The 24,956-nt window shown below is 57.3% G+C and carries 25 protein-coding genes; 8 read left to right on the top strand and 17 right to left on the bottom strand.

Annotated features, from left to right (window positions below):
• The first annotated feature begins 3 nt into the window (after nucleotides 1–3).
• A complete protein-coding gene (locus Q1A71_RS03610) occupies nucleotides 4–1,065 on the top strand; it encodes a YeeE/YedE family protein (RefSeq protein WP_366140214.1) in 1,062 nt (353 codons plus the stop codon).
• 428 nt (nucleotides 1,066–1,493) lie between these two features.
• Here Q1A71_RS03610 and Q1A71_RS03605 read toward each other — a convergent pair whose 3' ends face one another.
• The 12 genes from Q1A71_RS03605 to Q1A71_RS03550 all read right to left on the bottom strand — a co-directional run bounded on the left by Q1A71_RS03605 (nucleotide 1,494) and on the right by Q1A71_RS03550 (nucleotide 12,019).
• A complete protein-coding gene (locus Q1A71_RS03605; RefSeq protein ID WP_299671844.1) occupies nucleotides 1,494–1,925 on the bottom strand; it encodes a DUF302 domain-containing protein in 432 nt (143 codons plus the stop codon).
• An 80-nt stretch (nucleotides 1,926–2,005) separates the two neighbouring features.
• Nucleotides 2,006–3,274, bottom strand: a complete 1,269-nt coding sequence (locus Q1A71_RS03600; protein WP_299671842.1) for an NAD(P)/FAD-dependent oxidoreductase — start codon at nucleotides 3,272–3,274, stop codon at nucleotides 2,006–2,008.
• 24 nt (nucleotides 3,275–3,298) lie between these two features.
• Nucleotides 3,299–4,009 carry a c-type cytochrome gene (locus tag Q1A71_RS03595; RefSeq protein WP_299671840.1) on the bottom strand — a complete coding sequence of 237 codons (711 nt, stop codon included), beginning with the start codon at nucleotides 4,007–4,009 and terminating at the stop codon, nucleotides 3,299–3,301.
• On the bottom strand, nucleotides 4,009–5,319 hold the full coding sequence (locus tag Q1A71_RS03590; protein ID WP_299671838.1) for a c-type cytochrome: 1,311 nt from the start codon (nucleotides 5,317–5,319) through the stop codon (nucleotides 4,009–4,011). Before Q1A71_RS03590 ends, Q1A71_RS03595 begins: the two co-directional genes overlap by 1 nt.
• A complete protein-coding gene (soxC, locus tag Q1A71_RS03585; RefSeq protein ID WP_299671965.1) occupies nucleotides 5,303–6,565 on the bottom strand; it encodes a sulfite dehydrogenase in 1,263 nt (420 codons plus the stop codon). The genes Q1A71_RS03590 and soxC overlap by 17 nt, the downstream gene beginning before the upstream one ends.
• Before the next feature lie 17 nt (nucleotides 6,566–6,582).
• Complete coding sequence (soxB, locus tag Q1A71_RS03580; protein WP_299671836.1) at nucleotides 6,583–8,283, bottom strand: thiosulfohydrolase SoxB; 1,701 nt, start codon at nucleotides 8,281–8,283, stop codon at nucleotides 6,583–6,585.
• Nucleotides 8,284–8,371: 88 nt separating this feature from the next.
• Nucleotides 8,372–9,205: a sulfur oxidation c-type cytochrome SoxA gene (gene soxA, locus Q1A71_RS03575; protein ID WP_299671834.1), complete on the bottom strand. Its 834-nt coding sequence runs from the start codon at nucleotides 9,203–9,205 to the stop codon at nucleotides 8,372–8,374.
• A gap of 32 nt (nucleotides 9,206–9,237) precedes the next feature.
• Nucleotides 9,238–9,567, bottom strand: a complete 330-nt coding sequence (gene soxZ / locus Q1A71_RS03570) for a thiosulfate oxidation carrier complex protein SoxZ (protein WP_299671832.1) — start codon at nucleotides 9,565–9,567, stop codon at nucleotides 9,238–9,240.
• Between the two features lie 60 nt (nucleotides 9,568–9,627).
• The gene (soxY, locus tag Q1A71_RS03565; protein ID WP_299671830.1) at nucleotides 9,628–10,050 is read right to left on the bottom strand and encodes a thiosulfate oxidation carrier protein SoxY; all 423 of its coding nucleotides are present in this window, start codon (nucleotides 10,048–10,050) and stop codon (nucleotides 9,628–9,630) included.
• Nucleotides 10,051–10,072: 22 nt separating this feature from the next.
• The gene (soxX, locus tag Q1A71_RS03560; protein WP_299671828.1) at nucleotides 10,073–10,549 is read right to left on the bottom strand and encodes a sulfur oxidation c-type cytochrome SoxX; all 477 of its coding nucleotides are present in this window, start codon (nucleotides 10,547–10,549) and stop codon (nucleotides 10,073–10,075) included.
• A gap of 153 nt (nucleotides 10,550–10,702) precedes the next feature.
• Entirely contained in the window at nucleotides 10,703–11,263 is a 561-nt protein-coding gene (locus Q1A71_RS03555; protein ID WP_299671826.1) for a thioredoxin family protein, read from the bottom strand.
• A gap of 15 nt (nucleotides 11,264–11,278) precedes the next feature.
• On the bottom strand, nucleotides 11,279–12,019 hold the full coding sequence (locus tag Q1A71_RS03550; protein WP_299671824.1) for a cytochrome c biogenesis CcdA family protein: 741 nt from the start codon (nucleotides 12,017–12,019) through the stop codon (nucleotides 11,279–11,281).
• Between the two features lie 157 nt (nucleotides 12,020–12,176).
• Here Q1A71_RS03550 and Q1A71_RS03545 point away from each other — a divergent pair, with 157 nt between their 5' ends.
• The 7 genes from Q1A71_RS03545 (at nucleotide 12,177) to Q1A71_RS03515 (ending at nucleotide 18,146) form a co-directional block, all read left to right on the top strand.
• Nucleotides 12,177–12,467 (top strand): hypothetical protein, encoded by a 291-nt coding sequence (locus tag Q1A71_RS03545; protein WP_299671963.1) that lies wholly within the window; start codon nucleotides 12,177–12,179, stop codon nucleotides 12,465–12,467.
• A gap of 6 nt (nucleotides 12,468–12,473) precedes the next feature.
• The gene (locus tag Q1A71_RS03540) at nucleotides 12,474–12,854 is read left to right on the top strand and encodes a metalloregulator ArsR/SmtB family transcription factor (RefSeq protein ID WP_299671822.1); all 381 of its coding nucleotides are present in this window, start codon (nucleotides 12,474–12,476) and stop codon (nucleotides 12,852–12,854) included.
• Nucleotides 12,855–12,896: 42 nt separating this feature from the next.
• On the top strand, nucleotides 12,897–13,949 hold the full coding sequence (locus Q1A71_RS03535) for a YeeE/YedE family protein (RefSeq protein ID WP_299671819.1): 1,053 nt from the start codon (nucleotides 12,897–12,899) through the stop codon (nucleotides 13,947–13,949).
• A gap of 291 nt (nucleotides 13,950–14,240) precedes the next feature.
• Nucleotides 14,241–14,687, top strand: coding sequence for a hypothetical protein (locus Q1A71_RS03530; protein WP_299671817.1), 447 nt, complete (start codon nucleotides 14,241–14,243; stop codon nucleotides 14,685–14,687).
• Nucleotides 14,684–16,000: a relaxase gene (locus tag Q1A71_RS03525; RefSeq protein ID WP_299671815.1), complete on the top strand. Its 1,317-nt coding sequence runs from the start codon at nucleotides 14,684–14,686 to the stop codon at nucleotides 15,998–16,000. The genes Q1A71_RS03530 and Q1A71_RS03525 overlap by 4 nt, the downstream gene beginning before the upstream one ends.
• Before the next feature lie 116 nt (nucleotides 16,001–16,116).
• Nucleotides 16,117–16,509 (top strand): hypothetical protein, encoded by a 393-nt coding sequence (locus Q1A71_RS03520; protein ID WP_299671813.1) that lies wholly within the window; start codon nucleotides 16,117–16,119, stop codon nucleotides 16,507–16,509.
• Between the two features lie 134 nt (nucleotides 16,510–16,643).
• Nucleotides 16,644–18,146 (top strand): hypothetical protein, encoded by a 1,503-nt coding sequence (locus tag Q1A71_RS03515; protein ID WP_299671810.1) that lies wholly within the window; start codon nucleotides 16,644–16,646, stop codon nucleotides 18,144–18,146.
• Nucleotides 18,147–18,181: 35 nt separating this feature from the next.
• On the opposite strand, the gene Q1A71_RS03510 is transcribed toward Q1A71_RS03515, so the two are convergent.
• From Q1A71_RS03510 to Q1A71_RS03490, 5 genes are all read right to left on the bottom strand, one after another.
• A complete protein-coding gene (locus Q1A71_RS03510; protein ID WP_299671808.1) occupies nucleotides 18,182–18,475 on the bottom strand; it encodes a hypothetical protein in 294 nt (97 codons plus the stop codon).
• 1 nt (nucleotide 18,476) lies between these two features.
• Entirely contained in the window at nucleotides 18,477–18,995 is a 519-nt protein-coding gene (locus Q1A71_RS03505) for an antirestriction protein ArdA (RefSeq protein ID WP_299671806.1), read from the bottom strand.
• A 203-nt stretch (nucleotides 18,996–19,198) separates the two neighbouring features.
• Nucleotides 19,199–22,192: a TrlF family AAA-like ATPase gene (locus Q1A71_RS03500; protein WP_299671804.1), complete on the bottom strand. Its 2,994-nt coding sequence runs from the start codon at nucleotides 22,190–22,192 to the stop codon at nucleotides 19,199–19,201.
• 130 nt (nucleotides 22,193–22,322) lie between these two features.
• On the bottom strand, nucleotides 22,323–22,988 hold the full coding sequence (locus Q1A71_RS03495; RefSeq protein ID WP_299671802.1) for a hypothetical protein: 666 nt from the start codon (nucleotides 22,986–22,988) through the stop codon (nucleotides 22,323–22,325).
• Nucleotides 22,989–23,256: 268 nt separating this feature from the next.
• The gene (locus Q1A71_RS03490; RefSeq protein ID WP_299671800.1) at nucleotides 23,257–24,942 is read right to left on the bottom strand and encodes an RNA-directed DNA polymerase; all 1,686 of its coding nucleotides are present in this window, start codon (nucleotides 24,940–24,942) and stop codon (nucleotides 23,257–23,259) included.
• Nucleotides 24,943–24,956 lie beyond the last annotated feature (14 nt).

Raw genomic sequence — 24,956 nt, 5'->3', positions numbered from 1 at the left:
GACATGGACGCCCTGATAGACCGGTTCGGTGATCCCGCGATCCTCTGTGCCGCAGGATTTTTCGTGGGGCTCCTGTTCGGGGCCGCGGCTCTGCTGTCGAAATTCTGTCTGCGTGCTGCAGTCGTTGAAGTGGCCGAAGGCCGCCCTGGCCCGCGCCTTGCCGTCTGGCTGGTTGCCTTCTTCGCCGCCCTTTCGGCGGTGCAAGCCAGTGTCCTCATAGGAGCTTTGGACACAAGCGGCGCCAGACAACTGGCCACCACCGGCAGCCTGTCCGGCGCGATCATCGGCGGGCTGATGTTCGGGGTCGGTATGATCCTTGCACGGGGCTGCGTCAGCCGTCTGCTTGTGCTTTCGGCCACTGGAAACCTGCGGGCGATCGTCACCGGCCTTGTGGTGACCATCGTCGCCCAGGCCGCGCTGAGCGGGGCGCTTGCGCCGGTGCGCGAGGCTCTGGCGCTGCTTTGGACGGTGCCGGGTGGGACGGCCCGCAGTCTCACGACGATGCTAGACGTCGATGTCCCTCATGTGACAACCCTGTCAGGACTGGCACTTCTGGCAAGTCTGGCCTTTGGCCGGGTGCACCGCGTACCGGTCTTCAACCTCGCCGCCGCCGCAGCTGTGGGTTTCGCCGTGTTTCTCGGCTGGACCGCCACCTACACGATTGCACAGGTGTCCTTCGAGGTGACCGCAGTGCAATCCGTGACCTTCACCGGGCCATCCGCGGACACGCTCATGGCGCTTGTAACAACGCCAAGTGTCACCCCAAGTTTCGGGCTTGGGCTCGTGCCAGGCGTCTTCATCGGAGCCTTGCTGACCGCGCTTGCCAAAGGCGAGGCACGCATCCAGCGCTTCGAGGCCGATACGCCGATGGAGCGATATCTGATCGGCGGCGTGCTCATGGGCTTTGGCAGCATGCTGGCCGGCGGATGCGCCGTGGGCGCGGGCATGGCGGGTGGGTCCATCATGGCATTGACGGCGTGGGTTGCCGTCGCCTGCATGTGGCTCGGTGCCTTGCTCACCCATCGCTGGATCGCCGCGCGCCCGCCAGTGGCCCGGTCCGCCTAAGCAAACCCGTCTGCGCCGCAACCGGCCTCGGCGACCGCTGGTACCATGCCCACAACGCGTCCAGCGCAACCGCTCCGCCCCCGTCGAAACGGTCATGTTGGTTGATCGGCGGAACAGGGATCTGACGACTGCACAGCCACGTCGCCAAGAGGGCCTTGCTGTGGCGCGGATCCCCCACCGTCACCAGACCGATATGGCTGGGATGGTCCGGAGGCGCGATCCAATGTCGACCCTTCGTGCACCCGGGCGCGCGCCACTCCAATGCTCAAACCGTCGTTCGAGCACCAGGTCGTCATACGGTCCGTGGCCATTGCGTCCGGTCGCGGTCCGTCGTGCCCCACCGTGCGGCTCGAGCACCGCAAAGTCGCGATAGGTGCCGTTGCCCCGCGACGCGTCCCGCCCCGGACGGATACAGCTGTTGCCGTCCGCTAGTTCTCCACGGCCTCCGCGACGATGCCTTGCAACAGGTCTTCGACCTTGGCCATGGCGCCGTCAGGATAGGCTCGATACCCGACCATGACCTCGCCGTCGCGTTCGGCGACGAATATGCCGTAAGGACAGTGCGCGATATTCATCGGGTCGGCCTCCATCACGTCCCGTGAGACGACAGCGGAGCAGAAAATGAAGATATCTGCAGCATCGAACAGCTTGATTTCGCTGCCAACATCCGCGCCCGTACGGTTCAGCATGTCGCCCACGTGGCTGACATAGTCGATGACCAGACCACGCCCGACGATGGCCGTTTCCACCGCAAAACTGGCGTCATCGAAACTGCCATCGAACGGCACGACGATGGGGGCCTCCGCATGGGCGGCGCTCCCACCAGCGCCGAGTGCTATGGCTAAAATGGTCTGTTTCATCTGTTCCTCCCGATATGGCCGCAGGGCCACTCATCACCGCGTACAAGGCCTCGAGCTGCCCCAAGGCCCTGCCCCTTGTCTCAGGCCTCCACGCCGAACATGTCAGCGGTGATGCCCGCATACCAACCTTCCGACTCTTCGTAGGTGGCTTTGCGCACATCGGCGCTTTCGCCTGTCTGCGAAATGAAGCCATCGACCTTGGCGATCTTCTCCTCGGTCGCCTCGTAGGTGGCCCCGACCTTGACGCCATCGTTGGTTTCGATCAGCGACCAGCAGGTGTTCGAATACTTGGCCGGGAACACCTTTGAGCCGGTCAGTGCACCGCGCACCGCATTGGCGCAGACCTTGGCCTGACTGTTGGCCGAGAAGCCGGATTTCGGCATGTCGCCCTGTTGGCTCGCATCGCCCAGCACATAGACGTCCGGATCAGTCTTGCTCGACATATCCGCCGCGTTCACCGGCGCCCAGTTGCCCTCGGTCACACCGGCCATTTCGGCGATCCGGCCCGCCTTCATCGCCGGGATCACGTTGCACACATCAACGCTGGTGTCCTCGCCATCGATGCTCACCGTCATGGCCGCCGGATCGACCGACACGACATTGCCGCCAAAGTCCTCTCCGATCCAGTCGACCATGCCCGCATAATGGGTGTTCCACCCTTCTTCAAACAGCGACATCTTGGAGAATTTCGGCTTGGGGTCCGCCACGATGATCTTGGCAGTCGGATTATTGAGCTTGAGGTAATGCGCCACCATCGACACGCGCTCATAGGGCCCAGGGGGGCAGCGGTAGGGGTTCGGAGGTGCCACCATGGCGAAGATCCCGCCTTCCGGCATCGCGGCCAGCTGCGCCTTCAGCAATTCCGTCTGCGACCCGCCCTTGTAGGCGTGCGGCATGGCGTTTTGCGCATTCAGGTCCCACCCTTCGACGGACCCTTCTACGAAATCGATCCCCGGTGACAGGATCAGCTTGTCGTAAGCCACATCGGCCCCGCCTGCGAGCGCTACGGTCTTGCCGTCGCGGTCCACGCCAACGGCCCAGTCATGCACCACATTCACACCGCCCGCAGCCAGACCGCCATAGCTGTGGCCCAGATCGTCAATCTCCTTGAACCCGCCAATGTAGAGGTTCGAGAAAAAGCATGTGTAATAGGTCCGCGTGGGCTCGATCAGCATCACGTCGATATCGCCCTTGCTGTCCTTCGCAATGTAGCGCGCGGCGGTCGCCCCGCCGGCGCCACCACCCACCACAACGACGCGCGGTTTGCCCTGCGCACGGACCATCGGCGCCGCAAGGCTCGCGGCAGCAACGGCAGATGTTCCAAGAAACGTCCGTCTGTTCAATGTCATCCCTCTTTCCTCCCTAGGGTTGCCTCAGTTGGTGAGGTCTTTGAAATAGGCTGCAAGCGCCGCGATCTCCTCATCTCCCAAACGGCCCGCGATCATCTGCATGACCGGATGGTTGCGCTGCTTGTTCTTGTAGGCGTGCATGGCGGTGACGAACTGCTCCTCAGGCCACAGCGTGATCGACGGAATGCCCGCATCGGTTCCCCCGGCCTGGTGGCAGGTGGTGCACTCGCCACTCAGATACGCGCCATACTCCGGGTCCCCGACAAGCGCGAGGATCGCCGGATCCAGATCATGATCCGCCCCCTGGGCCGTCGGATCCGCCTCCGGGATGTCTGCCGGATTATCGGAGAACTGGCGCAGGAATACGATCAGGTTCGCACGCTCCTGAGCATCCTTGATCCCGCGAAAACTCATCCGTGTCCCGCTGGTCATCGAACGGGGGTTCTCAAGAAAGACATCCAATGTGTCCGCATGCCACTCAAGACCGCCCGCACCCGCCCGGCGAAAGCTCTTGGAATAGGCGAAGTCGTCGAGACTGGCCGCCTTGCGCCCGAACAGCCCGTTCAAATGCGGGCCGATCCGGTGCGTCGCGCCCGAGCCCACCTGGTGACAGCCCTTGCACTGCTGAAACACCTTTTCGCCCGCCGCAACATCGCCCGTCTCGGCCCGAACCGGCAGCGCCATCAGCGCGGCACAGGCCAATGACACAAGATATCGGGCCGCTCGGGTCGCCATCACTCCGCAAAACTTTGCAGATACGCGGTGATGGCCGCCAGATCCTCGTCTTTCCTCAGCCCGGCAAAGGCCATCTTGGTGCCTTTCATATAGGTCTTGGGTTTGGCGAGAAAGGCCGCCATCTCCTCGGGTGTCCAGACCTTGCCCGCCGCATTTGCCTCAACAAACCCGTCCGAATAGCTGAAGCCGTCGACCGACCCCATGGTCCGCCCCATGATGCCATTCAACTGCGGGCCCACCTTGTTCTTGGCCCCCTCACCCACGGCGTGACAGGCGGCACATTTCCTGAACACCTTCTCCCCCTGTTTCAGCATCGCGTCATCTTCGCTCGCCGCGGCAGGGGTGGCAACGGGCGCGGGCGCCGCCGCGGGCGTGGGCGCCGCTGCCGGAATAAACGACGGGCCCTCCGATGTGAACGAAGGCAAACCGTCGACCGCCGCCTCGTTCATGACCGAGTTGGACCCACCCTCAGGCGGCGTTTCGACCAGAAACACCGACCGCATGGTGATCTCGACCTCCTCTTTGCAGTTCTCCATGCAGGGCTCTGCGCGCCATTCCGCATACTCCAACTCGGGCCGATCATCGACGACAAAACCCTCGGCATTGTGCATCTCCACATCCATGAAGGTGTCGCGGCTCAACACGAAATCATCCTCCACCATATCGTTGGAATAGAGAATATAGGCGACGATGGCATAGGTCTCATCCGCCGAGAGCGTGCCCGCGCCGCCAAAGGGCATCGAGCGGTGCACATAGTCATAGACAGTCGAAAGATACGGCCAGTAGCTGCCCACCGTCTTGACCGGGTCCTTGTCGGCCAGCGTGTCGAACCCGCCCGCCAGCACCGGCCAGTTGTCGACACCTTCCGCAAAATCACCGTGGCAGGAGGCGCATTGCTCGACGAAAACCTCTTCTCCGGTCCAGACATCGCCGCTGCCTTCGGGCAAACCGCGCCCATCCGGCAGGACATCCACGTCCCAGGCGGCGATCTCTTCGGCGTAGGCCGCGCGGCCAAGACCATAGCGCCCATCCCGGTGCGGTGCAGGTGCTGTGACGGACCCGCCCTTGGCCATCACAGAGGCGGCGGCCTGGACTTCTGCAACCTGCTGCTCAAGCGCGGCGGCGCGCGCCGCTTCGGCCTCGGCCTGCTCCGCCGCCGAACTCGCCTGGGCAGAGACCGCCTCGACCCGCGTCTCAAGCGCCTCAATCCGGTCGCCCGCATAATCGCGGTTCATCAGGCCAAAGGCAGCCCCGAGCACAAGTGCCGTGCCGCCGAGCGCGGGCCAGAGGATGTTAGGAGACTTCGACATTCTCGGCGATCCCTTCTGCGTTCACGTACCAGGTCTGGATACAGTTGTTGTGATAGACCGAATTCTCGCCCCGCTTCTCGCGAAGCTGTGCCTTGGTCGGCTGCACATAGCCGGTTTCATCCATGGCCCTCGATTGCAGCAGCATCGGCGCGCCGTCCCAGTCCATGTCGAGGTAAAAGCGGGTCAGCGCCTTGGTGTCACCCTGCTTGCCCAGACGCGCGGTCTCCCAGGTGATGCCCCCGTCCTTGGAGACATCCACCCGCGTGATCCTGCCGTGACCGGACCAGGCCAGCCCGGAGATGACCAGCGGGCCCGTGCCATGGGTGATCGGCATCTGCGGGCTGGGCGACGTGATGACGGATTTGGCGTCCATCTCCCAGGTCCACTTTCGTGCCGTGCCATCCGCGTAGACGTCGGTGTATTTCGAGGTTTCCTCGCGGCTTTCCACGGCCATGTCGGTCACCTCGATGCGGCGCAGCCATTTGACCCACATGTTGCCTTCCCAGCCTGGCACGACGAGCCGCACCGGATACCCATGCTCCATCCGCAGCGCCTCGCCATTCGCCTTGAAGGCCACGAGCACGTCATCCAGCGCCTTTTCCATCGGGATCGACCGCCCGTTGGACGACGCGTCCGCACCTTCCACATAGACCCATTTGTCACGCGAAACTTCCGCACCGGCTTCTTTCAACAGCGTGCGCAGCGGCACGCCGGTGTATTCCATGTTGTGGATCATGCCATGAGTGAACTGCACGCCGTTCAGCTGCGCCCCGGCCCATTCCATGCCGGTGTTGGCCGCGCACTCACAGAAATACACATGGTTCTCACGCGGAAAACGTTCCAGATCCTCATAGGTGAAGACCAGCGGCTGATCGACCAGCCCGTTGATCATCAGCCGGTAGTCTGGCTTGCTGAGCTCGATGGCGCCGGAGTGGTGCCGCTCGAAGGCGCAGCCCTGCGGTGTGATCGTGCCATCGAGCGCGTGGATCGGCGTGAAGTTGATCGACGAGATCGGCGAGGCGGTCAGCCATTCCACATTGCGGCGCACCACATGGCTCTCAAAGCTGATCGGCATCCCGTAGGGCGTCTCATCGACGCCCACCCCGGTGTAGCTGGCCCAGTCCTGCAACTCCGTGATCAGCGGATCTGGGCCATTGGCGTAGGCCGCACCGGCCAGGCCGGCCGCCGCCACGGCGGCTGAGCCGCGAAGGAAGGCCCGTCGGGATGGTTTGAAGGCATCATCCATATCTGAGGTTCCCATGATTACACGCCGCTGACGACGACGCTGTTATTGTCCTTGTTGACCGTCACACTGCCTATCTTGCGGATATGGCTTTCGACCACATCCCAGATCTGCGGCCCTTCGGTCCCTGGGTTCACCGAGGCCCATCCCGCCACCACATAGGCGCGCGCCGGATCAATCGGCTCCCCCGTCCCCAGCAAGGTCATGTTGTTGATCCGGCTGCCCTGCGGCTGACCTACGTCGATGTGGTATCCAAGCCCGCCAGTGCGCACCATGTCCCCGCCTTGCTGGTAGTAGGGGTCGGGGTTGAAGATGTTGTCCGCCACGTCCTCCAGCACCACTTTCAGGAACTCGCCGGTCATCTCCGTGCGATAGGCCTTGCCATAGGTCATCGAGGTAACGTTGAAGATATCCTCCCGCGTGATGTCCTGACCGGGGATCAGCGACGGCCCCCAGCGCACCCCGGGGCTCAAGGCGATCTCCGCCTCACGTTCGCTGAGCAGCGCATCGCAGATCAGGTCATCCCACGTGCCGTTGAAGTTGCCGCGGCGATAGAGCAGGCTCTCGGTCTGGCCGATCACCTCACCCAGCTCAGCCTCGAACGGCGCGCGCTGCTCAGCGATCAGCGCGGCCATCTCCGCATCGGGCGCGATCACGTCGGAGAAGACCGGAATGAGCTTCGAGCGATAGCCCATCATGCGCCCGTCGCGGATGTCGAGATCAATGCGGGTCACGAACTTGCCGTTCGACCCCGACGGGAAGATCAGCGTCTCGCCTGACAGCACCGGTTCCGGCAGCGCATCATGGGTGTGACCCGACAGGATCACGTCGATGCCGCTCACGACCGTCGCCATCTTCTTGTCCACGTCGAAGCCGTTGTGGCTCAACACGACAACGCAGTCCGCGCCCGCCGCCCGAACCTCATCCACCATGCTCTGCATGTTCTCGTCCCGGATCCCGAAGGCGTATTCGGGGAACATCCAGCCTGGGTTGGCGATGGGCATGTAAGGAAAGGCCTGACCGATCACGGCGATCTTGGTGCCGCCACGCTCGAACATCTTGTAAGGCGGGAAGAGATCGGTGGGCTCATCCCACTCGGCATCGAAGATGTTCTGGCCCAGAGCGGCGAACTGCAGCCCCTGCACCAGCTCGGCCACCCGGTCCGATCCCAGCGTGAACTCCCAGTGGAAGGTCATCGCGTCGGGTTGCAACGCGTTCATGACATTGACCATGTCCTGACCTTCGGTCTTCAGACAGGTGTAGGAGCCATGCCAAGTGTCGCCACCATCGAGCAGCAGCGCATCGGGCCTGTCCGCGCGGATCGCCTTCACGATAGTCGCGACACGGTCGAGCCCGCCCACACGGCCATAGGCCTGCGCCAGGGCGGAGAAGTCACCGGAACTCAGCGCGTAGTGGCTGGGGCTGCCATCGTCGATTCCATAGAGCCTGCGGAATTCGGCGCCGGTCACATGCGGCACCGCCCCCTTGTTGCCGCCCACCCCGATATTCACCGACGGCTCGCGGAAATAGATCGGTTTCAGCTGCGCATGAATGTCCGTGATGTGGATCAGCGACACATTCCCGAAGGTCTCGAACTCCAGCAACTGCTCCTGCGTCAGCGCCTGCTGGGCAGCGAGGCGTGCCCAACCGCCGACCCCCGACGCCCCCACCAGAGCGGAGGCCGCCATGCCTACCTGCAGAAAGTCCCTGCGCGAGATCATGTCTGTCTAGCCTTCCTCATACATATGCGTATGTTTGAATTCATACGCCGGAAAAAGGGGCGCTGCCACCGGCGCGCCCCTGATTTGCCTACTGTCGGACCGCCGGTGTTTCGATGTCGAGCCCATTGGCGCGGCTGGCCACATAGAGCTCCAGGGCCTTGAACTCGTCCGACCCCTCCGCAAAGGTCTCTGCCCGCGTGTCACGAATGCAGCCACGGAACCGGTTGTGACGCGAAATCAGCTTGGCCTGTTTCAAGCGATAGGTCGGAAAACCGTTGATCATACCCTGGCTCAGGTGATCGGCTCGGATCATGTTGCCATAGTTGTCTTCGTGGCAATTGGAACAGGACAGCTCCAACTGACCGTACCGGGTATAGTAGATCTCCTTGCCCTTCTCCCAGAACGGCGCCGCATCGCCATCAATGGCCACGTTCATCGGCATGCCGCGCGATTGCAGCCCGATCAGCGCGACCATGGCCTGCATGTCCGCACCGGACCATTTCCACGGCTCGGCGCCCATGGCGTCCTGGCGGTGCGTGTTGATCAACTCTTCCATCACCATCAGCTTGCCGTCGACGACCTTGGGCATCTTGGCGTGCAAACCGGCGAACTCTTCCGGACCATCCGTATGACAGGAGGCGCAGGATTTGCCTTCGGTCCCATCGACCTGCTGGAACAGATCCAGGGCCTGATCCACAAAGATCATCGCCGGGTTGTCGAAGTCATCGACCTGCAACGCCTGGGTTTCCGGCGTCCGGAACCGCCAGCCCGAATAGATCGTGCTGACATTCTCCAGATGCGCCGGCGCCTCGGTTTCGGTGACGAACTCCTCACCATCAATCGACAGCGTGCTGTCGTCTTGCGCAAATGCGCTCCCGGCCAGTCCGATGACGGCAGCGGCCATCCACGGTTTCAAATTCATTGGTGTCCCTCCCTGGCGAGATCCCTGTCTTCTCAGGAGACTTCGATCTTCTTGCTTGTTTCGTAGACGTCACCGTCATCGTCGTACCAGGTGAACTGGAACTCACCGGATTCCGGCACGATCGCCTCGAATTGGAAATACGGGTTCGTTGAAATCGCCGGCTCCAGCGTGACGTCGATCACGTTCTGGCCGTTGAAGTCCGCCGTGAAGCGGTTGATGATCGACCGTGGGATGACGTTGCCATCATCGTCCTTGCGCTGGCCGCTTTCCATCGTGTGGCTGATCAGGGTCTTGATCGTGATCGTCTCGCCAGCAGCCGCCGTCTTGGGAACCTTGACGCGGGGTTTTACACCAGATGCCATGTCTCTTCTCCGATTTTCTATGCCCTGCCGCTGTCCTGCGTGAGGGCGCGTGTCTCTGGATCAGCCGCCGCAGCCGCCGATGGTCACTTTCACGTTCGCCGATGCCTTCTGGAACGAGCCGTCTTCCATCTCCGCGATCGCGATGACGTCCTGCGTGGTGGCCAGACGGATGCGTGTGGAGGCGCTGCGCGATGCGCTCAGCGGGCCAAATTTGAAGGTGGCCACGTTGGGCACTGGATTGCCATCCGCAAAGAGCGTGATCGCCACCGCCCCGGGCGCCGAGACCTCGATTGGAACGGTGTTGCCGTTTTCCGCGATCTCTGGGGCGGTGATCGACACCGCGCCTTCCCCCAGGTCCGCCCCGCCCGTCAGCTGCGTGATCGCGTCATCCGTCAGGCTGGCAAAGGCCGGAAGGCCGGTCAGGCTCGACAGCGCCACCGCGCCGGACCCGATTGCAAGCAGTTTTCGCCGTGTCAGTTCCATGGAACTCTCCAGTCGTTTCAGGTTACTCTTCTTTCAGGGTCACAAGAAACGCCACGACGTCCTCGATCTCCTGCGCGGTCAGAAGGGGCTGCACTTCGGCGCCTTCAAAGGCCTTGCCGGTATAGGCATCGCCAAGGCGGATGAACCCTTCGGTTCTGTAGAATGACGGCATCATCGTGCCATCGAACATCTTCTTCGCATCCGCCACGATCCCGCGCAGCTCCGCCTCGCTCCAGCGGTCAGCCACCCCGTCCAGCGGCGGGCCGACCTCGCCATGAAACGGCAGATCCGACAGCGCATCGACCGCATGACAGGCAATGCAGTTGCCCGAGCCCTTGTTCATCAGGACGGCACCGTTCGCCGGATCGCCCGGCATGCCGCTCAGGGAGACCGACACGGCACCATCTTCAAAGACGACATCGGTCGGTTTCACCGCCTCCGCCCATACAATCGTACCGGCCAGCGCGACAGCGCACCCCACTCCAATCACATGTTTCATGCACCCTCCCTCGCCCGATTCCTGTGGGCTGTTGACGGGTAGACTACGGTACACAAACCGCGCAACGCAACATCAAATTCAACTAATTGAATTTTTATATCTGTTCGCAGACGCGGCATTTTCAGCAAGGACCTTTCGCACCTGCAGCAAAGGTCAGCCCTTTTGCTCCTCGAACTTGCGCGCGTGGTACCGCTGAAAGGACTCCTCCCCCTCGTATCCCTTCTCCACCACCCAGGTGAACATGTTGAAGGTCGTCCAGCGCCCGAAGGCGCCGGGCATGTTCGCCACCGCCGCCTGATGCGCGCTCACGTCCGCCCCAACCTCTTCGGGAAAAAAGTAGATACTGGGCGTGAACAGTGCCCCCCACCGTTTCACCATGTCCTTTTCCGGCAGGGTTGTGCCATCGAAGTCGGTGACCTCCACGTCACCGAACATGTTGATTTGGACCACAAAGAAATTGTCCTCGATGTATTGTTCGATCTCAGGGATCACGAAGACTTCCTCATGCATCTTCGTGCAATAGATGCAGCCGCGCTGCTCGACCATGATCATCAGGCGCTTGCCCTCGGCGTTGGCCTCATCGAGATCCTCGGCCAGGTCCTTGAACGTATCCCGCATCCACGGGGCCTTGTGCAGCCCGTCATCCCCCAGTTCGGCCGCCGCCGCAGGCAGCGCGAGACAGAGGGCAGTCAGCAACGCAATCAGTCGAACCATGATATCCTCCCAAGTTTAGCCGATGGCGCTGAACCACGGAATGTGCTCCAGCATCCAAAAGGCGATGTAGTTGATGGAATTCGTCGCGATCAGCACGCCGAACAGCACCAGAAGCGCCCCCATCGCTTTCTCGATCAGACCCAGATGCCGGCGAAACCGCGTCATCCATGACATGAAGGGCCCGATGAACAGGGCGGCCAGGACAAAGGGCAAGGTCATACCCAGCCCATAGATGAACAACAGGCTGGCACCCTGGGCGGCGGTGTCCTGCCCCGCGGCCGTAAACAGGATCGCGGCCAGCACCGGCCCCACGCAGGGCGTCCAGCCGAAGGCAAAAGCCAGCCCGATGACGAAGGCCCCCAGAAGGCTCACATGAGACGTCGCTCCCGCATCGGCCCGATACTGGCGATAAAGCAGCCCGATCCGCACCACGCCAAGGAAATGCAGCCCCATGGCGATGATAATCGCCGCGGCCACCCAGCGCAGAACATCGAAATACTCGCGCACCATCTGGCCAAAGGCCGTGGCCGTGGCGCCCAGCCCCATGAACACCGTGATCACCCCCAGCGCGAAACAGCACGCCGCCAGAAAGGCGCGCAGACGCACAGCGCCCGATATCTCGGTCTCCGCCGAAATCTGGTTCATCCCCACCCCGGCCAGGTAACTGAGGTAAAAGGGGACCATCGGCAAGATACAAGGCGATAGAAAAGACAGCAGACCGGCCAGCCACGCGCCCAAAAATGTAACGTCAAACATGTTTCGGCGGCCTCTCGCCTTGAGATATTCACAAATTAGATTATGATTGATTTTGCAACTGCGTCAATCGGAGGTCGGCGTGAGAACAGTGATCGCATGGCTTTGCGCAGCCGGGTTGTGGCTGCCCCTGCCCGCCGTGGCCGACACCTATCTGCTGATGGCCGAGGAGGCCGGCTGCCATTGGTGCGCGAAGTGGAACGAGGAGATCGCGCATATCTATCCCAAGACCGTCGAAGGCAGGACAGCGCCCCTGCAGCGCTATGATGTTCACGGGCATTCACCGGATGTGGCCTTCGCCCAGCGGGTCCATTTCACCCCCACCTTCATTCTGGTCCAGGATGACACCGAGGTCGGCCGGATCGAGGGCTACCCCGGCGAGGACTTCTTCTGGGGCCTGCTCACAATGATGTTCGAAAAGGCCAATATCCCATTGGACAGCAAGGGTTAAGCGCGTATGACGTTCGATGTGACACCTGACCCCAACGCCACCGCGACCCCATCGCGCCTGCCTGTCTTCGACGCCGACATGTGCGCCGAGGACATGGACAAGATGATGAAGAATGCCCAGGCCGCATCGAACTTCCTCAAGGCGATCAGCCACGAAGGGCGTCTGATGATCCTGTGCCATCTGGCCTCCGGCGAAAAGTCGGTGACCGAGTTGGAGGATCTGCTCTCCGCCCGTCAGGCCGCCGTGTCGCAGCAGCTGTCCCGCCTGCGTCTCGAAGGCCTCGTCACACCGCGCCGCGAGGGCAAGACGATCTACTACAGCTTGACAGATGACCGGCCCCGGCAAATCATGGAAGTGGTCTACGACCTGTTCTGCAGGGACGACTGACCGGTCACCTCGCCACTGATCGGTCTTCGGGAGGAAGCCGATATGCTGGAAACACTCGGGGAAGCCAACACCGTTGCTCTGATCGGTCTGTTGGGCGGCATCGCCCTTGGCCTTGCCGCGCGCATCGGCCGGTTCTGCACCCTCGGAGCCATTGAAGATGCGCTCTACGGCTCGGATGATCGCCGCATGCGCATGTGGGCCATCGCGATTGGCGTGGCGATCATCGGCACCCATCTTGCCATCCCCATGGGCCTCTTCGATCCGGCAGAGACCGCCTATCTCGACCGCGTCTGGAACCCCATCGGAACCATCGTCGGTGGGCTCATGTTCGGCTACGGCATGGCGCTCAGCGGCAACTGCGGCTACGGAGCGCTGGCGCGGCTCGGGGGCGGTGATCTGAGGTCCTTCGTCATCGTGCTCGTGATGGGGCTGTCAGCCTACGTGGTGATGTCGGGCCCGCTCGCCCACCTGCGGGTGGCGCTCTTCCCCGTCGAAACGGACGCAACCACACCCCAGGGGTTCACCCAGCTCTTCGAAACGCTTGGCATCGCCCCGATCACCACCGGTCTGCTCGCGGGGGGCGCGCTGGTACTCTTCGCGCTGTCGGCGTCGGACATGCGCCGGTCATATGGACACGTCATCTGGGGCGCCGTCGTCGGGCTGGCGATCGCATCAGGCTGGGTCGGCACCTATTGGGTCGCCATGACGGGGTTCGAAGCCGAGCCGATCGAGACCCACACCTTCGCAGCCCCCATAGGAGACACGATCTTCTATGCGATGACCGCCTCCGGCAACGCGCTGTCCTTCAGCGTCGGCTCCGTGGTGGGCGTGGTGATCGGGGCGGCACTCGGCTCCTACTCCAAGGGTCATTTTCGCTGGGAGGCCTGCGAAGACCCGCGCGAACTGCGGCGTCAGATTGGCGGCGCCGCGCTGATGGGTCCGGGTGCCATACTGGCCGTCGGCTGCAGCGTGGGGCAAGGGATCTCCGCATTCGCCACTCTGGCCTTCAGCGCACCGGTCGCGTTTCTCGCGATCTTCCTGGGCGCAAGCCTCGGCCTCAAACAGCTGATCACCGGTTTCTCCCCGGCGGAGTAAACTCTGGTCTCACCGCAAAACCGCAACCCGTCCTTGCCGCTCGGATAGCGACCGCTCCGACCGCCCGCGCATCATGTGTTTGACATGGCGGCGCAGGTGTTGGCCGTTCGAATGCCCTCGTGAGGGTGCCGATACGCCCGCCACGCAACATACATTGAAGGAGGCTCTTGGTGTCTCGCCGCGCGAAAGGTCAGTGGCGGACAGAGCGGGACTCTGTTCGAACGAATTATTCGACATTTTGGAGGATTGGGAAGCTCAGCTCAAGGGGGTTGAGTTCGAGGGGCTTGAGTTATGAACAAGTTCCTTCTCGAAGACCAAAACACCTATATCACCGAGACGTTCAATGAACGGGTTCTGGAAAAACCGCCAAAGCCCAAGCGCAAGAAAATCGCGCCTGTTTCCGTTCGCTTTACACCTGAAGAACGCGCATTGTTGGATCAACGCGCAGGCAAGAAATCCTTGAGTGCCTACATTCGTGAATGCCTTTTGGCGGAGGATGCCAAGCCCCGTCGATCTCGCGGATTGAACCCGGTCAAAGATCACTCGGCGCTGGCGAAGGTACTGCGAGCGCTTGGCGCATCAAACCTAGCGCATGATCTTGAACAACTGACTTGGGCCGTGAAAGACGGCACGCTGCATCTGGATGAGAAGAGCGAACGGCTTTTGCGGCTGGCCTTGGTGTCGATCATCGAATTGCGCAAGGACTTGCTCCGCGCCCTTGGGCTACGTCCGTCGTGATCCTCGTCGGCAATCAACGCGGCGGTGGAAAAGACCTCGCCAATCATCTGATGAAAGATGAGAATGAACGCGTCACCGTGCATGAAGTGCGGGGCTTTGCTTCTTCTGATCTGCATGGGGCCTTTCAGGAAAGCTATGCGATAAGCCGCGCCACCAAATGCCAGCAGCATCTTTATTCCCTGAGTTTGAACCCGCCTAAGAATGAACAGGTTTCCGTCGCAGAATTCGAGGATGCGATATCTCGCGTCGAAGACCGCCTCGGCCTGACAGGCCAACCGAGAGCGATTGTGTTTCACGAGAAACTCGGCAGCGACGGCGAACTTCGCCGTCATGCCCATGCTGTGTGGTGCCGCATTGATACAGATGAGATGAAAGCTGTCCATATGGCGCATGATCATCGCAAGCTGAATGATGTCTCGCGCGAGCTGTACCTCAAGCATGACTGGACGATGCCCAAAGGCCTCGTGAAATCGCAATGGAAAGACCCCGCCAATTATAGCCTTGCCGAATGGCAGCAAGCCAAACGGGCTGAGCGCGACCCCAAAGAGACCAAGACCCTGTTTCAGGATGCCTGGGCCGTGTCGGATTCAAAGGCGGCATTTCAGGCGGCGCTCAGGGAACGCGGCCTGATCCTCGCGCGGGGTGATCGGCGGGGCTATGTTGCACTGGATCATCAGGGCGAAGTCTACGCCATCGCCAAATGGACGGGGCAAAAGACCAAAGATGTGAAAGCCCGCCTCGGTGATGCTGAACAGCTCCCCTCGGTTCGGGACGCCCACCAACAGGCGGCAAAGATCGTCACTGATCGTCTTGAAACGCTCCGCATCGAACAAGCACGCGCCGCTGCGCGGGACAGGGAACGGATGGCCGCCCTCAAAGCCCGCCAGGACGCCGCGCAACGCGACGAGCGCACAAAGATGGATGTGCTGCACAAGTTACGTGAGCAGCGTGAAACCCGCGAACGAGACGCCCGCGTGCGCAAAGGCTTTATGGGGCTGATTGATCGCATCACAGGCAAACGCCGCAAGATCGAAGCCCAAAACCGTGACGCGGCGCTCAAGGCACAAGCGCGCGATAGATCGGAAAAAGAGCGCCTCACGGCGCAACAAGCGATGCTGCGCCAACGCATCGAGACGAAAGAACAAGCCTTCCGTGAGCGCCGTGAAACCAACATGAAAGAGCTAAGGCAGGATCAATCAACCCTGCAACAACGCGCCGATACGCAGCATGCGGAACAGCAGTTCAAACAGCGCCGATCCCGATCATCGCCGAGGCCTAAACGCGGACGGACAAGGGATGGACCGTGTCCATAGCGCCCCGCTTGCGCGCCCTACCATCATGAAAACAAACGATATTTCTTATCTAAAATTTGCAGTTTGGGGAAACTATCGCTATAGTGGCGTCTGGCATTTTTTAAGTGGGGATGTTTTTGAAAATATTACGCGACAACAAGACAACAACGATCAGTGATTTTACTGATGACGAATGGTGGCTGGTACATTTCTTTGTGAACTACCAGAACGACCATTATGACGAAATTGACGAGACGATCATGGATCATTATGCAGCCCAAGATCGCATCAATAGTTTATCAAAGATAGTTAATGAATCTGACAACCAGGACCCAAAGGCACTCATCCTAAATGATGATCATTACATGTTGTTGGTTGGACTACTTTATACCGCAATTCACCAGTTTGATGAGCTGATAGAAATAGAAAAAGGCGACTCATACGAAAAATACTCGGATCTTTTGGACTCCGTCCATCAATCGGTGTGGCAGGCCTCGCGTATTATTAGAAGAGAGCGTGCAAAAAAATGAGTGAGCCGAACCAAATTGTTGATGCATACATAAACAGTGTGACTGAGCACGCTTTTCGAAAGCACTCACCAGACCTAAGAGACGAACGAAGTAGCGGAAAGTCTCAGCCACCAAGCAGAAGCATGGGGGACTCCTTGCAAATTGTTGAAAAAGACAATTTTCGCGGACATGTGCGTGAAACGCTGAGCGATCCAGAGACAAAGTATTTTATAGATGACTCAACTGATAGGATTACATTTTTTAACAGTAACCCATCAAACCGTACCATGCTCTTTTTCAATCCAGCACAGTTTGAAACTGATGGACATGCAGGGACGCTAATTAGGCCTGAGTTAAGGCGGCAAAATAAGGACTTCGATAGTGCATTGAATGATGCCGCTGACAACATGGATGGCAAGAGGCCTGAAGTTCGTTCCGTGTCTGACGGAGCATGGATTGACCACCTTTCCAAGTACAAGACTGAGCTTTCAAACGCCCCCAAGCGCTCTTTGGGCGCTGGTGATCTTGTCGACGATTACACACGCGCGCGTGATTTCAAGGCTGGGCATCCATACGAGGCAGACGTGACGAACACGAAACTCAATCTACCAGACGCAAAAGGCGTTCTTCTCGGCACGGGCATGATTGCGGTTGCGGGTGTCGGTACACTCATCATGACAGGAAGCCCCGCGCAGGCCGGTGATGCAATGGCAGAAACTGCCAAACCCGAATATTGGGATGCCAGTATGATGGCCGTGCACGGCGACCAAGACGGCGCGTTCGAAGAATTTGTGCAGGTTACACCAGGTGTGATCGGTTGTGGCGTTGGCGCGCTTGCTGGCGCTGTCGGTGGCGGAGGTTGGGGCTCGCTTGCAACGGGTGCTGTGGGGTGTGAAGTAGGCGCGCGCTACGCCGACGATCTGGCAAATCCTTACGTCAATCGCATCATTGCAGAACACCGATATCCGATTGCTGAACGCGAAGCTGACTTGGCCGCGCAACAATCTGTAACGGCTGATCCCGAAATCCTTGCGCTTTATGATCTCCAACGTGATGCCGAGCGTGACGCGCGGTTCGCCGAATTTGAACACGATATCGGCGCAAAACAAGTCCCAAACATCGATGGCGACAATGACGCAGCCCTGCATGCGAGCACACACATTGAAACTGGTGTTTTGCCGCCTAACCTCGAAATGCTGAAATACCGTCTTGGCGGTGAACTGCCCGAAGACATGCTTCCAAAAATTCCGACTGGCAACCCTGACCTTGCCTTAGGCGACGATGCGCAATGGATGGCCGCAACCAGTGGCGAAACGAGCGAGGCTTATACAGAAGCTTCCCAACTGATTGAGCGGATTAACGACCCATATACGGAAATGCACCCCGTTGAGTATAGTCAAGGTCATGCCTATCTGACTAACCCCGATACGCCAGATGCGGCAATTAATTTGCTCGAAAGCCAATACCCCGACGGTATGAAAAAGCTGCGCAATGAGGAATTGGGGCAGCTCAATCAAAGTGCAGGTCAAGCCGTCGCAGAACTAGACCGTAAGGCGTGGCTTGAACAACAAAACCGTATGGGCGACATTTACAACTCACCTGCCGCGAATGACCCAAACGAACCCCAGAAGCCACAGATGACTTCGGGTGCGCGATAGTGCTTGCTTGTCTGCTATTACAACCCGCAAGCACTTCAAAATAAGGACAACTGGCGGCTGTCTTCCAGATAATTCTGCCACTTATCAGACTTGGCTTCTTCATTCAGCCATGCAGTCACTTGCTCGATCAACGAACCCTCTGTCTCTTCGAGAGTTCCGATGGCATGAAAGTGTGATCTATAGCCTGTTTGTGTAATTGGCAGTGGGGCATGCTCTGGATTGATGCTGCGCACTTCAAGATGCGCAATCTCACCGCCCCATGCTGCGGGGTCATAGGTCAGCTCAATCTCGATGCCTTCCCATGTCATGTGGTGTATCTGAACGCTCATGTCAGTGACTCCAGAACACATGGACTTGCTCAACGCCTGTTTCGACGGTGAACACGTCATTGATCTCGATGTCCCGCGCTATGCGGTTATAGTCGATGTAGGAACGGATGCTCTCAGGGATGTCTGTGCTCTGTTCAGTTAACTCTTCGGCGAACTCTGCCAGAGAGCAATACTCTCCGGCGTAGCTGTCTTCGATAGCCTTGCGGGCTTCCTCGATTGACCCGAGATGGTTGATCAACGCCGCGCCCATCTTGCCGTGTTCGGCGATGAATGCTGCAAGCTTTGAAACCTCGGCAAAGCCTTCCCACTCCGATACGCGCACGCCTTCGAAGCCCTCATAGTCATGGATAGCCCACTCTTCCGCATCGTCCATTGATGACGCTGCCAGCATGGCCTGCACCTCGTCACTGATCGCGTTGGCGTCTTGCTCCGCGTCAATCCACGTGCCGTGCAACTGTCCGCTATTATAGCTAGCCAAACAGGCTACATAGATTTGGATATCTCCTTGTGACGTTTTCATTTTCTTGTCCTCTTCATAGGGTATGGGTTGCTCATGCAACCTTGCCCTTCGGCGAGAACGGGGGTGCAAACGGAGGGAAAAATCGACGAGGTTGGTGCGGGCGCAAGGGACTGAGCCACGGCCTTGTCTATTTTTATCGAAGTGCGCCGGGGGCGGAGCCCTAAGTCATTTTCAGCGTGAGACTAAAGCTGCCGTTGGACAAATTATTTGTCGTCTGGATGCCTTCGAGGAAGAGAAATTCTGAGCCGTCTGGCTCTATCACGAAAGGCATTTTTGCCGCCTTCCAAAATCTTTCGAACTTGTTTCCATATATGTGCTTCGTCCAAGCCGCCCGTCTCGTAACTGATTGGTGGTAGACCATCCACTTCATGCGGTTCTGCATCTGCAATGATAATCTGGTCAGCGTTAGTGTTGACGACGAGGTTCGCGTTATGCGTGACCAAGAAGACCTGCCGACGTTGCTTGGATAGATGAAACAGCGGGACAAGCTCATCAAAAATCGACTTCGGATCTAGGTTATCCTCTGGCTGATCAATGATTAGTGGCCGTTCGTCTTCATCATCGAGAGCCAAGTATAGCAGTACCAGTACGATGCCACGGGTTCCTGGCGAGAGCTTACGGATGTCCACGCCATTGTAGAGAACACCGTATTCGATTTTGATGTGGCTAGTTCCATATAGCCATTTCGCGAAACGTCTTGCCCACTCCCGATACTCCTGTGACTTTGCATCTTGGTAGGGCGCGCGCTCGAGCAGCTCCTTTTCGTAAGTATCTCGAAAAGCCGTCATGGCCTCGGAGACTTCTTCTTTAGTTCCGGTCTGCCAAGCTGCCTTGAGCTTTTCTTCGGCAATCTCAGTCAGAGTTCCTTTACCTTTGAAGGGGCCACCACGTCGGTCGAACAGACTATTTTCCGCATGCTCTGACCACTTTTCCACGTCGGCGACACGCCTCACGGCAAATGACAAATTGCGTAACGTGCCCTCATAGTCCTTCAACCGATCCACCAAAGGAGAGTAGAGCTCCTTGAGCACACGCTCTTCGCTCAGAAGGGCATCAAAGACCCGCTCATAGCCTTCACGTCTCTCCTCGACCAATTCTCGCGCGCGATCCGACGCTCCTTTGCAGTCCACTAACTCTTCTCGGATTCTTTCAAGCGCTGCGTTCTCCGTCTGGATATTTCTCGAAACAGTTTGCAGTTTTTTTGCTGATACCTTGTCTGATGTGACGACGGCCTGCAGCCTCGATATCTCAGCTTCAAGCAGTTCGAGAGACACTTTTCTAAGGTCAGCATCGTCTTCAATGAATGCAACCGATACATCGCCAGATTCCGTTGGCTTGTCTCCTTTGAGTTCTTCAATCTTTTTGCTAATCTTCGTAGAGTGTTCGTTGACGGTTTCGTCAACCTGTCCTGAAAAATCCAGTAAGAACCTGCTCCACTCAGCCTCTTGAAGGGACGTTTTTTCATGCTTTTTTTCGAGATCTCGCAAATGAGCAGGAGCCATATTGTTTCTGACCTCGGAGATGTCTCCTTCTAGGTTCTTTAGGCTGGTTTCTTGGAATTTGAAGTTTCGAAGCGCTTGGCGTTTTGGCTCCACCGCTTCCATCAACTGGGCAAGGCGCGTTGAAGCGGTAGATGGGTTCTTGGGCATAAGGGCTTTTTGATCAGCTTCATACCTACGAATCTTTATTTCCTTTTCAGTCACTTTCTTGGTCAGTGACTCCACCTTCTTTGCCTTTTCCAGTTCGGCACCGATTTCATCTGACAGATTTGCCAATGCAGTCTCTTCACGATTTCGGGCATCGCGATACGCGTGCGTGCGAACATCTAAAAGCTCTTCGAAGTCAAGCGCGGCGTCACGCTCCAGCGTGGTATGCGAGTTGAATATAACTCGTTGGATTTCCTTCAGAAGCTCTGGCATTCCTTCGTTGGAACACAGATACTCAACGAACTGCTGCGACAAATACCGTGCGCGCGGGTAACTGTCTGAGCCTCTGCCCACGGGGTGAGAAAGCAAAACATGGGCTGTGTCCGAGTTGTCTGCCCAGGCCAATTCGATTGAATCATCTTGAAACTTTTCCTTAGCCTTCTTCAAGAACGAGGGGCTGTCAGGCTGATCTTCAAACGCGTGGCAGCCCGCCGCTATCATGTCAGCTAAGGCTGTTTTGCCCGATCCACGGGCGCCAATGATCGCCACTAGTCCAGGGTTAAAGTTCAATCGATTGGTCCTTGCCCAATCCGCGTTTTTGATTACCAAGTGATCAATGACCTGAGATGGTGACGCTCCAGATGGCGGTTGGGCTCCAACAAATGCACGTTCAGGATCAATACAAGCTTGCCTTAAGGTATCAAAACTCGGGACTCCCTTGATCCAGCAGTATCTGTCGCCATCAGGGTTGCCAATTTTAGAGTATTCGTGCGCATCGCAACCCCATATGCAAGGCTTTTGACCGTTGTAACGCTCATGGAGCTTCTCAACGGTTATCTTGGAAGAATTCCCGAGCCAGAACTCCCTTTGTTTAGGGTTTCCTGTGAATATTGCATGAGCGCAGGACTCAATCTCTTGCCTAAGCGTTTGGTCGGCTGCTTCTTTGACACCTGAAGTCCCGTCTGCGTTACCAGAAACGGCAATCAATATATTGTCGCGTGCCCAAGCGTTTCTTTGGTGAATATCAACCAGTTTCTCGCGAGCAATCTTGAATTGCATAGCACCTTTGCGTAGCGCGGCTCTTTCATCAAGAGCTGAATCGTGTTTCCGACCGAGCCTGATAAGTTCGGTTGGGGTGCAGGAGAACGTGTCATCAAAAGCGGAAAACTCTAGCTTGCTCAAAAATTTGTTCGTCTCAGCAATGTGGTTCTCATCATCTGGGCACACCAATAGGTGAATATTGACGAAGTACCCTTTCGTTGTTCCAATATCTAAGCGCAATTCGATATTTGCGAACAAGCAGTTGCAATTCTCGAGCCTTCCTAGCGACTTTTGCTCTCTCACACGCTCATAAGTCTCGGTTACGCAATACTCAGTTATGCCGATAGCGCTTGGGACCGGAGTGAGATTTTCGAGCTTTTGGAGATAGTCTTCTAGGTCTTCAGAGCCGTCATAACGGTCTTCGTGCAGCGTTCCCGGAGCATGAATGTGGGGCTCCCAATAGTGCCAAGTTGACCCTCGACTTTGAGGCTGCTCGCGTTTGCTGTTCATACCTTAACCTATGGTTTTTACTAAAAAAACAAGAATTATCTGCTTTATATGCTAGCGAAAAAGAGCTCAGCCGACAAGTCAAGAGCCTTGAAAGCCTCACACGATCACGCAGCTTTAAGGTGCCGCTCAATCAGCGAACGAGATCGAAAACGACCGCTTGGGTGATGTCCAATGTCGGAGCTAGCAACATGGCGTAGCCCATGCTGGCGATCAACAATATTGTGTATCGCCAACCTCGCCTTTGGTGCATTTTGCCTGACCACCATTCCCGTGATAGGCCACGGAGATAGTCTCCATGACGCAAAATCACTCTTTTGTCAGAGAAACCCGAGAAATCTGGGTGCGGGATTAGTTGGTCTCTAGAAGCGCGATTGAGGCTAGTCATCATCGGTGTTCGCCAAACCCAGTTTTTTAAAAGCACCTCTTTCTGCATTGCAACAATTTCTCCATAAGATAATGTCGAGACAACACGGTCTGTGAAGTCGACGTCATTCTTTGAGTTTTCGAGTGCTCGAGGAGCCAGCCATGCTTGCAGTGAATTCGCAACGAGCATGAATATGCCACCGAAAAAAGCTAGTCGAAGTTTCGTGACGCTGGAAAGCCAGAATGGATCACTGTCCGTTTCATCAACACCGGCTATTCGCAAGAAGCTCAACGAGCCAACCACACTATCGTTGAAAATTATGATGTAACCAACGACAGGAATTACCGCAGCAAACTTGACGAATTCACTGCCAGCGAAAGCCTTGATGAACGGCCACTGAAGCAGGCGATGTTCAGATTTCCATTCACTCATACCTTCAACTCCTTGATGATCAAGGCTCCAAACAAGAATTGGCAGGGGGTTGCACAGGGGGCGGCACGCCCCCTTGCCGAGGCGATTGAAAATCGCTGAGCAAATGCGGTGTCATACACCGCATATCTTGCGTGTAACGTAAGGTCGAAACGGAAGTCATTTTGTCATACGCTCTGATCTCGGAATAGGCGGTTACGGTCCGTCCTATGGATTATCTCAGCCTCGACGGATGGATTGACAGCGACAATAACTGCGCCGGCTCTACAAGTTAGTAGAGGTTCACTTCTTCGTCGAACTCGAAGTCTTCATCATCAAATTCTTCCGTTTCAAAATCAAAATCCTCCATAAAGTCCAGTCGTAAAGTTTTAATTCTTTGGTTCTCACTTCGTCGGCTTCGGAGCACTGTATCAATTGACGTGAAGCCTGCATCGATGTCCAAAAAGCTTATGTTCTTTGCTAAGATCGGAGCGAAAAACGCATCGTTTTCGATGTAGGTAGTTTTCTTGATTGGACCAATTCCTAGCATTGAGCTCTGGTAAGCGTATAGCCACATCGGACCATAGAGCGCGTCGCCGTGCATTGATGTTCGCCAAAGGCTATAGTCAACCTTACCTGATATTAGGCCCCGTGAATCTGCGACGTTGACAAGAATTGCAACTAAACCGTTTTCAATCTCAAAAAGCGGACTTATCTTCCTTGCTTCCAATGCTATTTCTAGACGTAGTGTAAGAAACAACAACCATACAATTTCGCCTGTTCGGTTTTCCTGAGCCAAAGTGGGAAGCCGCGCCTCAAGAAATACCTTTAGTGAAATCTTGTTTACATCGTTGTGCTTTATTTCTCGAAGTATCAGGATCTCTGCTAGGAACGACACAAGGCTTGGATTGCGCCGGTAGGCGCTTATCAAGGCGCTCTGCACTTTTTTCCAATCATCAGCGCTTACAAAAGCAGACCTCGCATTCTGATAAGCAAACTTCTCGATGTTGATGTCTGGCTGTTCGCTACAGACCCGTCCGACTTCATAGAAGAACCGCTGAAATGAATCATGATTGTAGTTGCCTCTAGGAATATGGGCTCTTATTGCTTGCTTCCAACCGGAGCCTTGCCGGACTGACGTGGGCACTACTTCAGATTTGTCGTTGTTTAACTCAAGCTCGAATGTTGATACGGCCTGCCTCAAGGCAGCAATGGATGCCGTTCCCGAAACCCCTTCTATCGATCCAACGGTGTAGTCATCCACGTATCTTGATGCATCTTGTCCGCTTATCTTGAGCGTAGTGCGAAGTTGTTCATCAACAGCGGACGCGATCACCTCAGCGATGAGGCGAGAAGTATCAGGCCCAACAGGCAATCCAATAGTCTGACCGTCTTGTGCATTCCGGCAATACAGATCTAAGAGGTTTCCAAAGTTAGCTAGAGATCTGTTCTTCTTTGCCCACTTTTTACCATGGATTGCCCAAGGAATCGCGTGCGTGTAGATCGAATGAAAAAAGGCTCTTATATCTGCTACTGAGTACTCTTCGACCCGCGACGATAGATCCACTCGAAAATCGTCTCGCATATCAATACTTGGTCTTAAGACAGCGCGCTCACCCGTCCAATCAAAAACTGGCGGCGATGCTGACAGTTTGGACTTTTTCGCGGCATTTCTCAAAGCAACAAAATTCTCGGATACGGTGTGTGCAATAGCCAAGTATGAAACGGGATTGATCACTCCATGCTTACGATCATCACGCCCATATCGCGGAAAGTAAAAAGAACATGGTTCCGAAACATACTTTTGTATTGGAGGAGAGCCTCCCTTCTTTTTCGGGGGAATTAAATTTATAGCTTTCCAGACAGATTGCCGGTACTTAGCCAAGTCTTCCGACACAAAGCATGGTGGTAGCTCTGGCGCAAAGAAGCCGTGTGAAATTAGCCTGCGAAACCTTTCTGATTTTGTTTTTGCTGTCATCAATCCTCCGCATC

The sequence above is a fragment of the uncultured Roseobacter sp. genome (assembly GCF_947493125.1).
Lineage (GTDB): Bacteria > Pseudomonadota > Alphaproteobacteria > Rhodobacterales > Rhodobacteraceae > Roseobacter.
Note: the sequence above shows the minus strand (reverse complement) of the source record. Positions and strands in the feature narration are given on the sequence as shown.

Bases quoted from the DNA above. Each gene is read 5' to 3' on its own strand.
- Q1A71_RS03550 (WP_299671824.1), bottom strand. From the start codon at position 12,019: ATGTTTGACGTTACATTTTTGGGCGCGTGGCTGGCCGGTCTGCTGTCT.
- Q1A71_RS03540 (WP_299671822.1), top strand. From the start codon at position 12,474: ATGACGTTCGATGTGACACCTGACCCCAACGCCACCGCGACCCCATCG.
- soxA (WP_299671834.1), bottom strand. From the start codon at position 9,205: ATGAATTTGAAACCGTGGATGGCCGCTGCCGTCATCGGACTGGCCGGG.
- Q1A71_RS03545 (WP_299671963.1), top strand. From the start codon at position 12,177: ATGGCCGAGGAGGCCGGCTGCCATTGGTGCGCGAAGTGGAACGAGGAG.
- soxY (WP_299671830.1), bottom strand. From the start codon at position 10,050: ATGGAACTGACACGGCGAAAACTGCTTGCAATCGGGTCCGGCGCGGTG.
- Q1A71_RS03530 (WP_299671817.1), top strand. From the start codon at position 14,241: ATGAACAAGTTCCTTCTCGAAGACCAAAACACCTATATCACCGAGACG.
- Q1A71_RS03495 (WP_299671802.1), bottom strand. From the start codon at position 22,988: ATGAGTGAATGGAAATCTGAACATCGCCTGCTTCAGTGGCCGTTCATC.
- soxC (WP_299671965.1), bottom strand. From the start codon at position 6,565: ATGGATGATGCCTTCAAACCATCCCGACGGGCCTTCCTTCGCGGCTCA.
- Q1A71_RS03535 (WP_299671819.1), top strand. From the start codon at position 12,897: ATGCTGGAAACACTCGGGGAAGCCAACACCGTTGCTCTGATCGGTCTG.
- Q1A71_RS03595 (WP_299671840.1), bottom strand. From the start codon at position 4,009: ATGGCGACCCGAGCGGCCCGATATCTTGTGTCATTGGCCTGTGCCGCG.
- Q1A71_RS03490 (WP_299671800.1), bottom strand. From the start codon at position 24,942: ATGACAGCAAAAACAAAATCAGAAAGGTTTCGCAGGCTAATTTCACAC.
- Q1A71_RS03505 (WP_299671806.1), bottom strand. From the start codon at position 18,995: ATGAAAACGTCACAAGGAGATATCCAAATCTATGTAGCCTGTTTGGCT.
- Q1A71_RS03555 (WP_299671826.1), bottom strand. From the start codon at position 11,263: ATGGTTCGACTGATTGCGTTGCTGACTGCCCTCTGTCTCGCGCTGCCT.
- Q1A71_RS03510 (WP_299671808.1), bottom strand. From the start codon at position 18,475: ATGAGCGTTCAGATACACCACATGACATGGGAAGGCATCGAGATTGAG.
- Q1A71_RS03500 (WP_299671804.1), bottom strand. From the start codon at position 22,192: ATGAACAGCAAACGCGAGCAGCCTCAAAGTCGAGGGTCAACTTGGCAC.
- soxX (WP_299671828.1), bottom strand. From the start codon at position 10,549: ATGAAACATGTGATTGGAGTGGGGTGCGCTGTCGCGCTGGCCGGTACG.
- soxB (WP_299671836.1), bottom strand. From the start codon at position 8,283: ATGATCTCGCGCAGGGACTTTCTGCAGGTAGGCATGGCGGCCTCCGCT.
- Q1A71_RS03605 (WP_299671844.1), bottom strand. From the start codon at position 1,925: ATGAAACAGACCATTTTAGCCATAGCACTCGGCGCTGGTGGGAGCGCC.
- Q1A71_RS03600 (WP_299671842.1), bottom strand. From the start codon at position 3,274: ATGACATTGAACAGACGGACGTTTCTTGGAACATCTGCCGTTGCTGCC.
- soxZ (WP_299671832.1), bottom strand. From the start codon at position 9,567: ATGGCATCTGGTGTAAAACCCCGCGTCAAGGTTCCCAAGACGGCGGCT.
- Q1A71_RS03590 (WP_299671838.1), bottom strand. From the start codon at position 5,319: ATGTCGAAGTCTCCTAACATCCTCTGGCCCGCGCTCGGCGGCACGGCA.
- Q1A71_RS03610 (WP_366140214.1), top strand. From the start codon at position 4: ATGGACGCCCTGATAGACCGGTTCGGTGATCCCGCGATCCTCTGTGCC.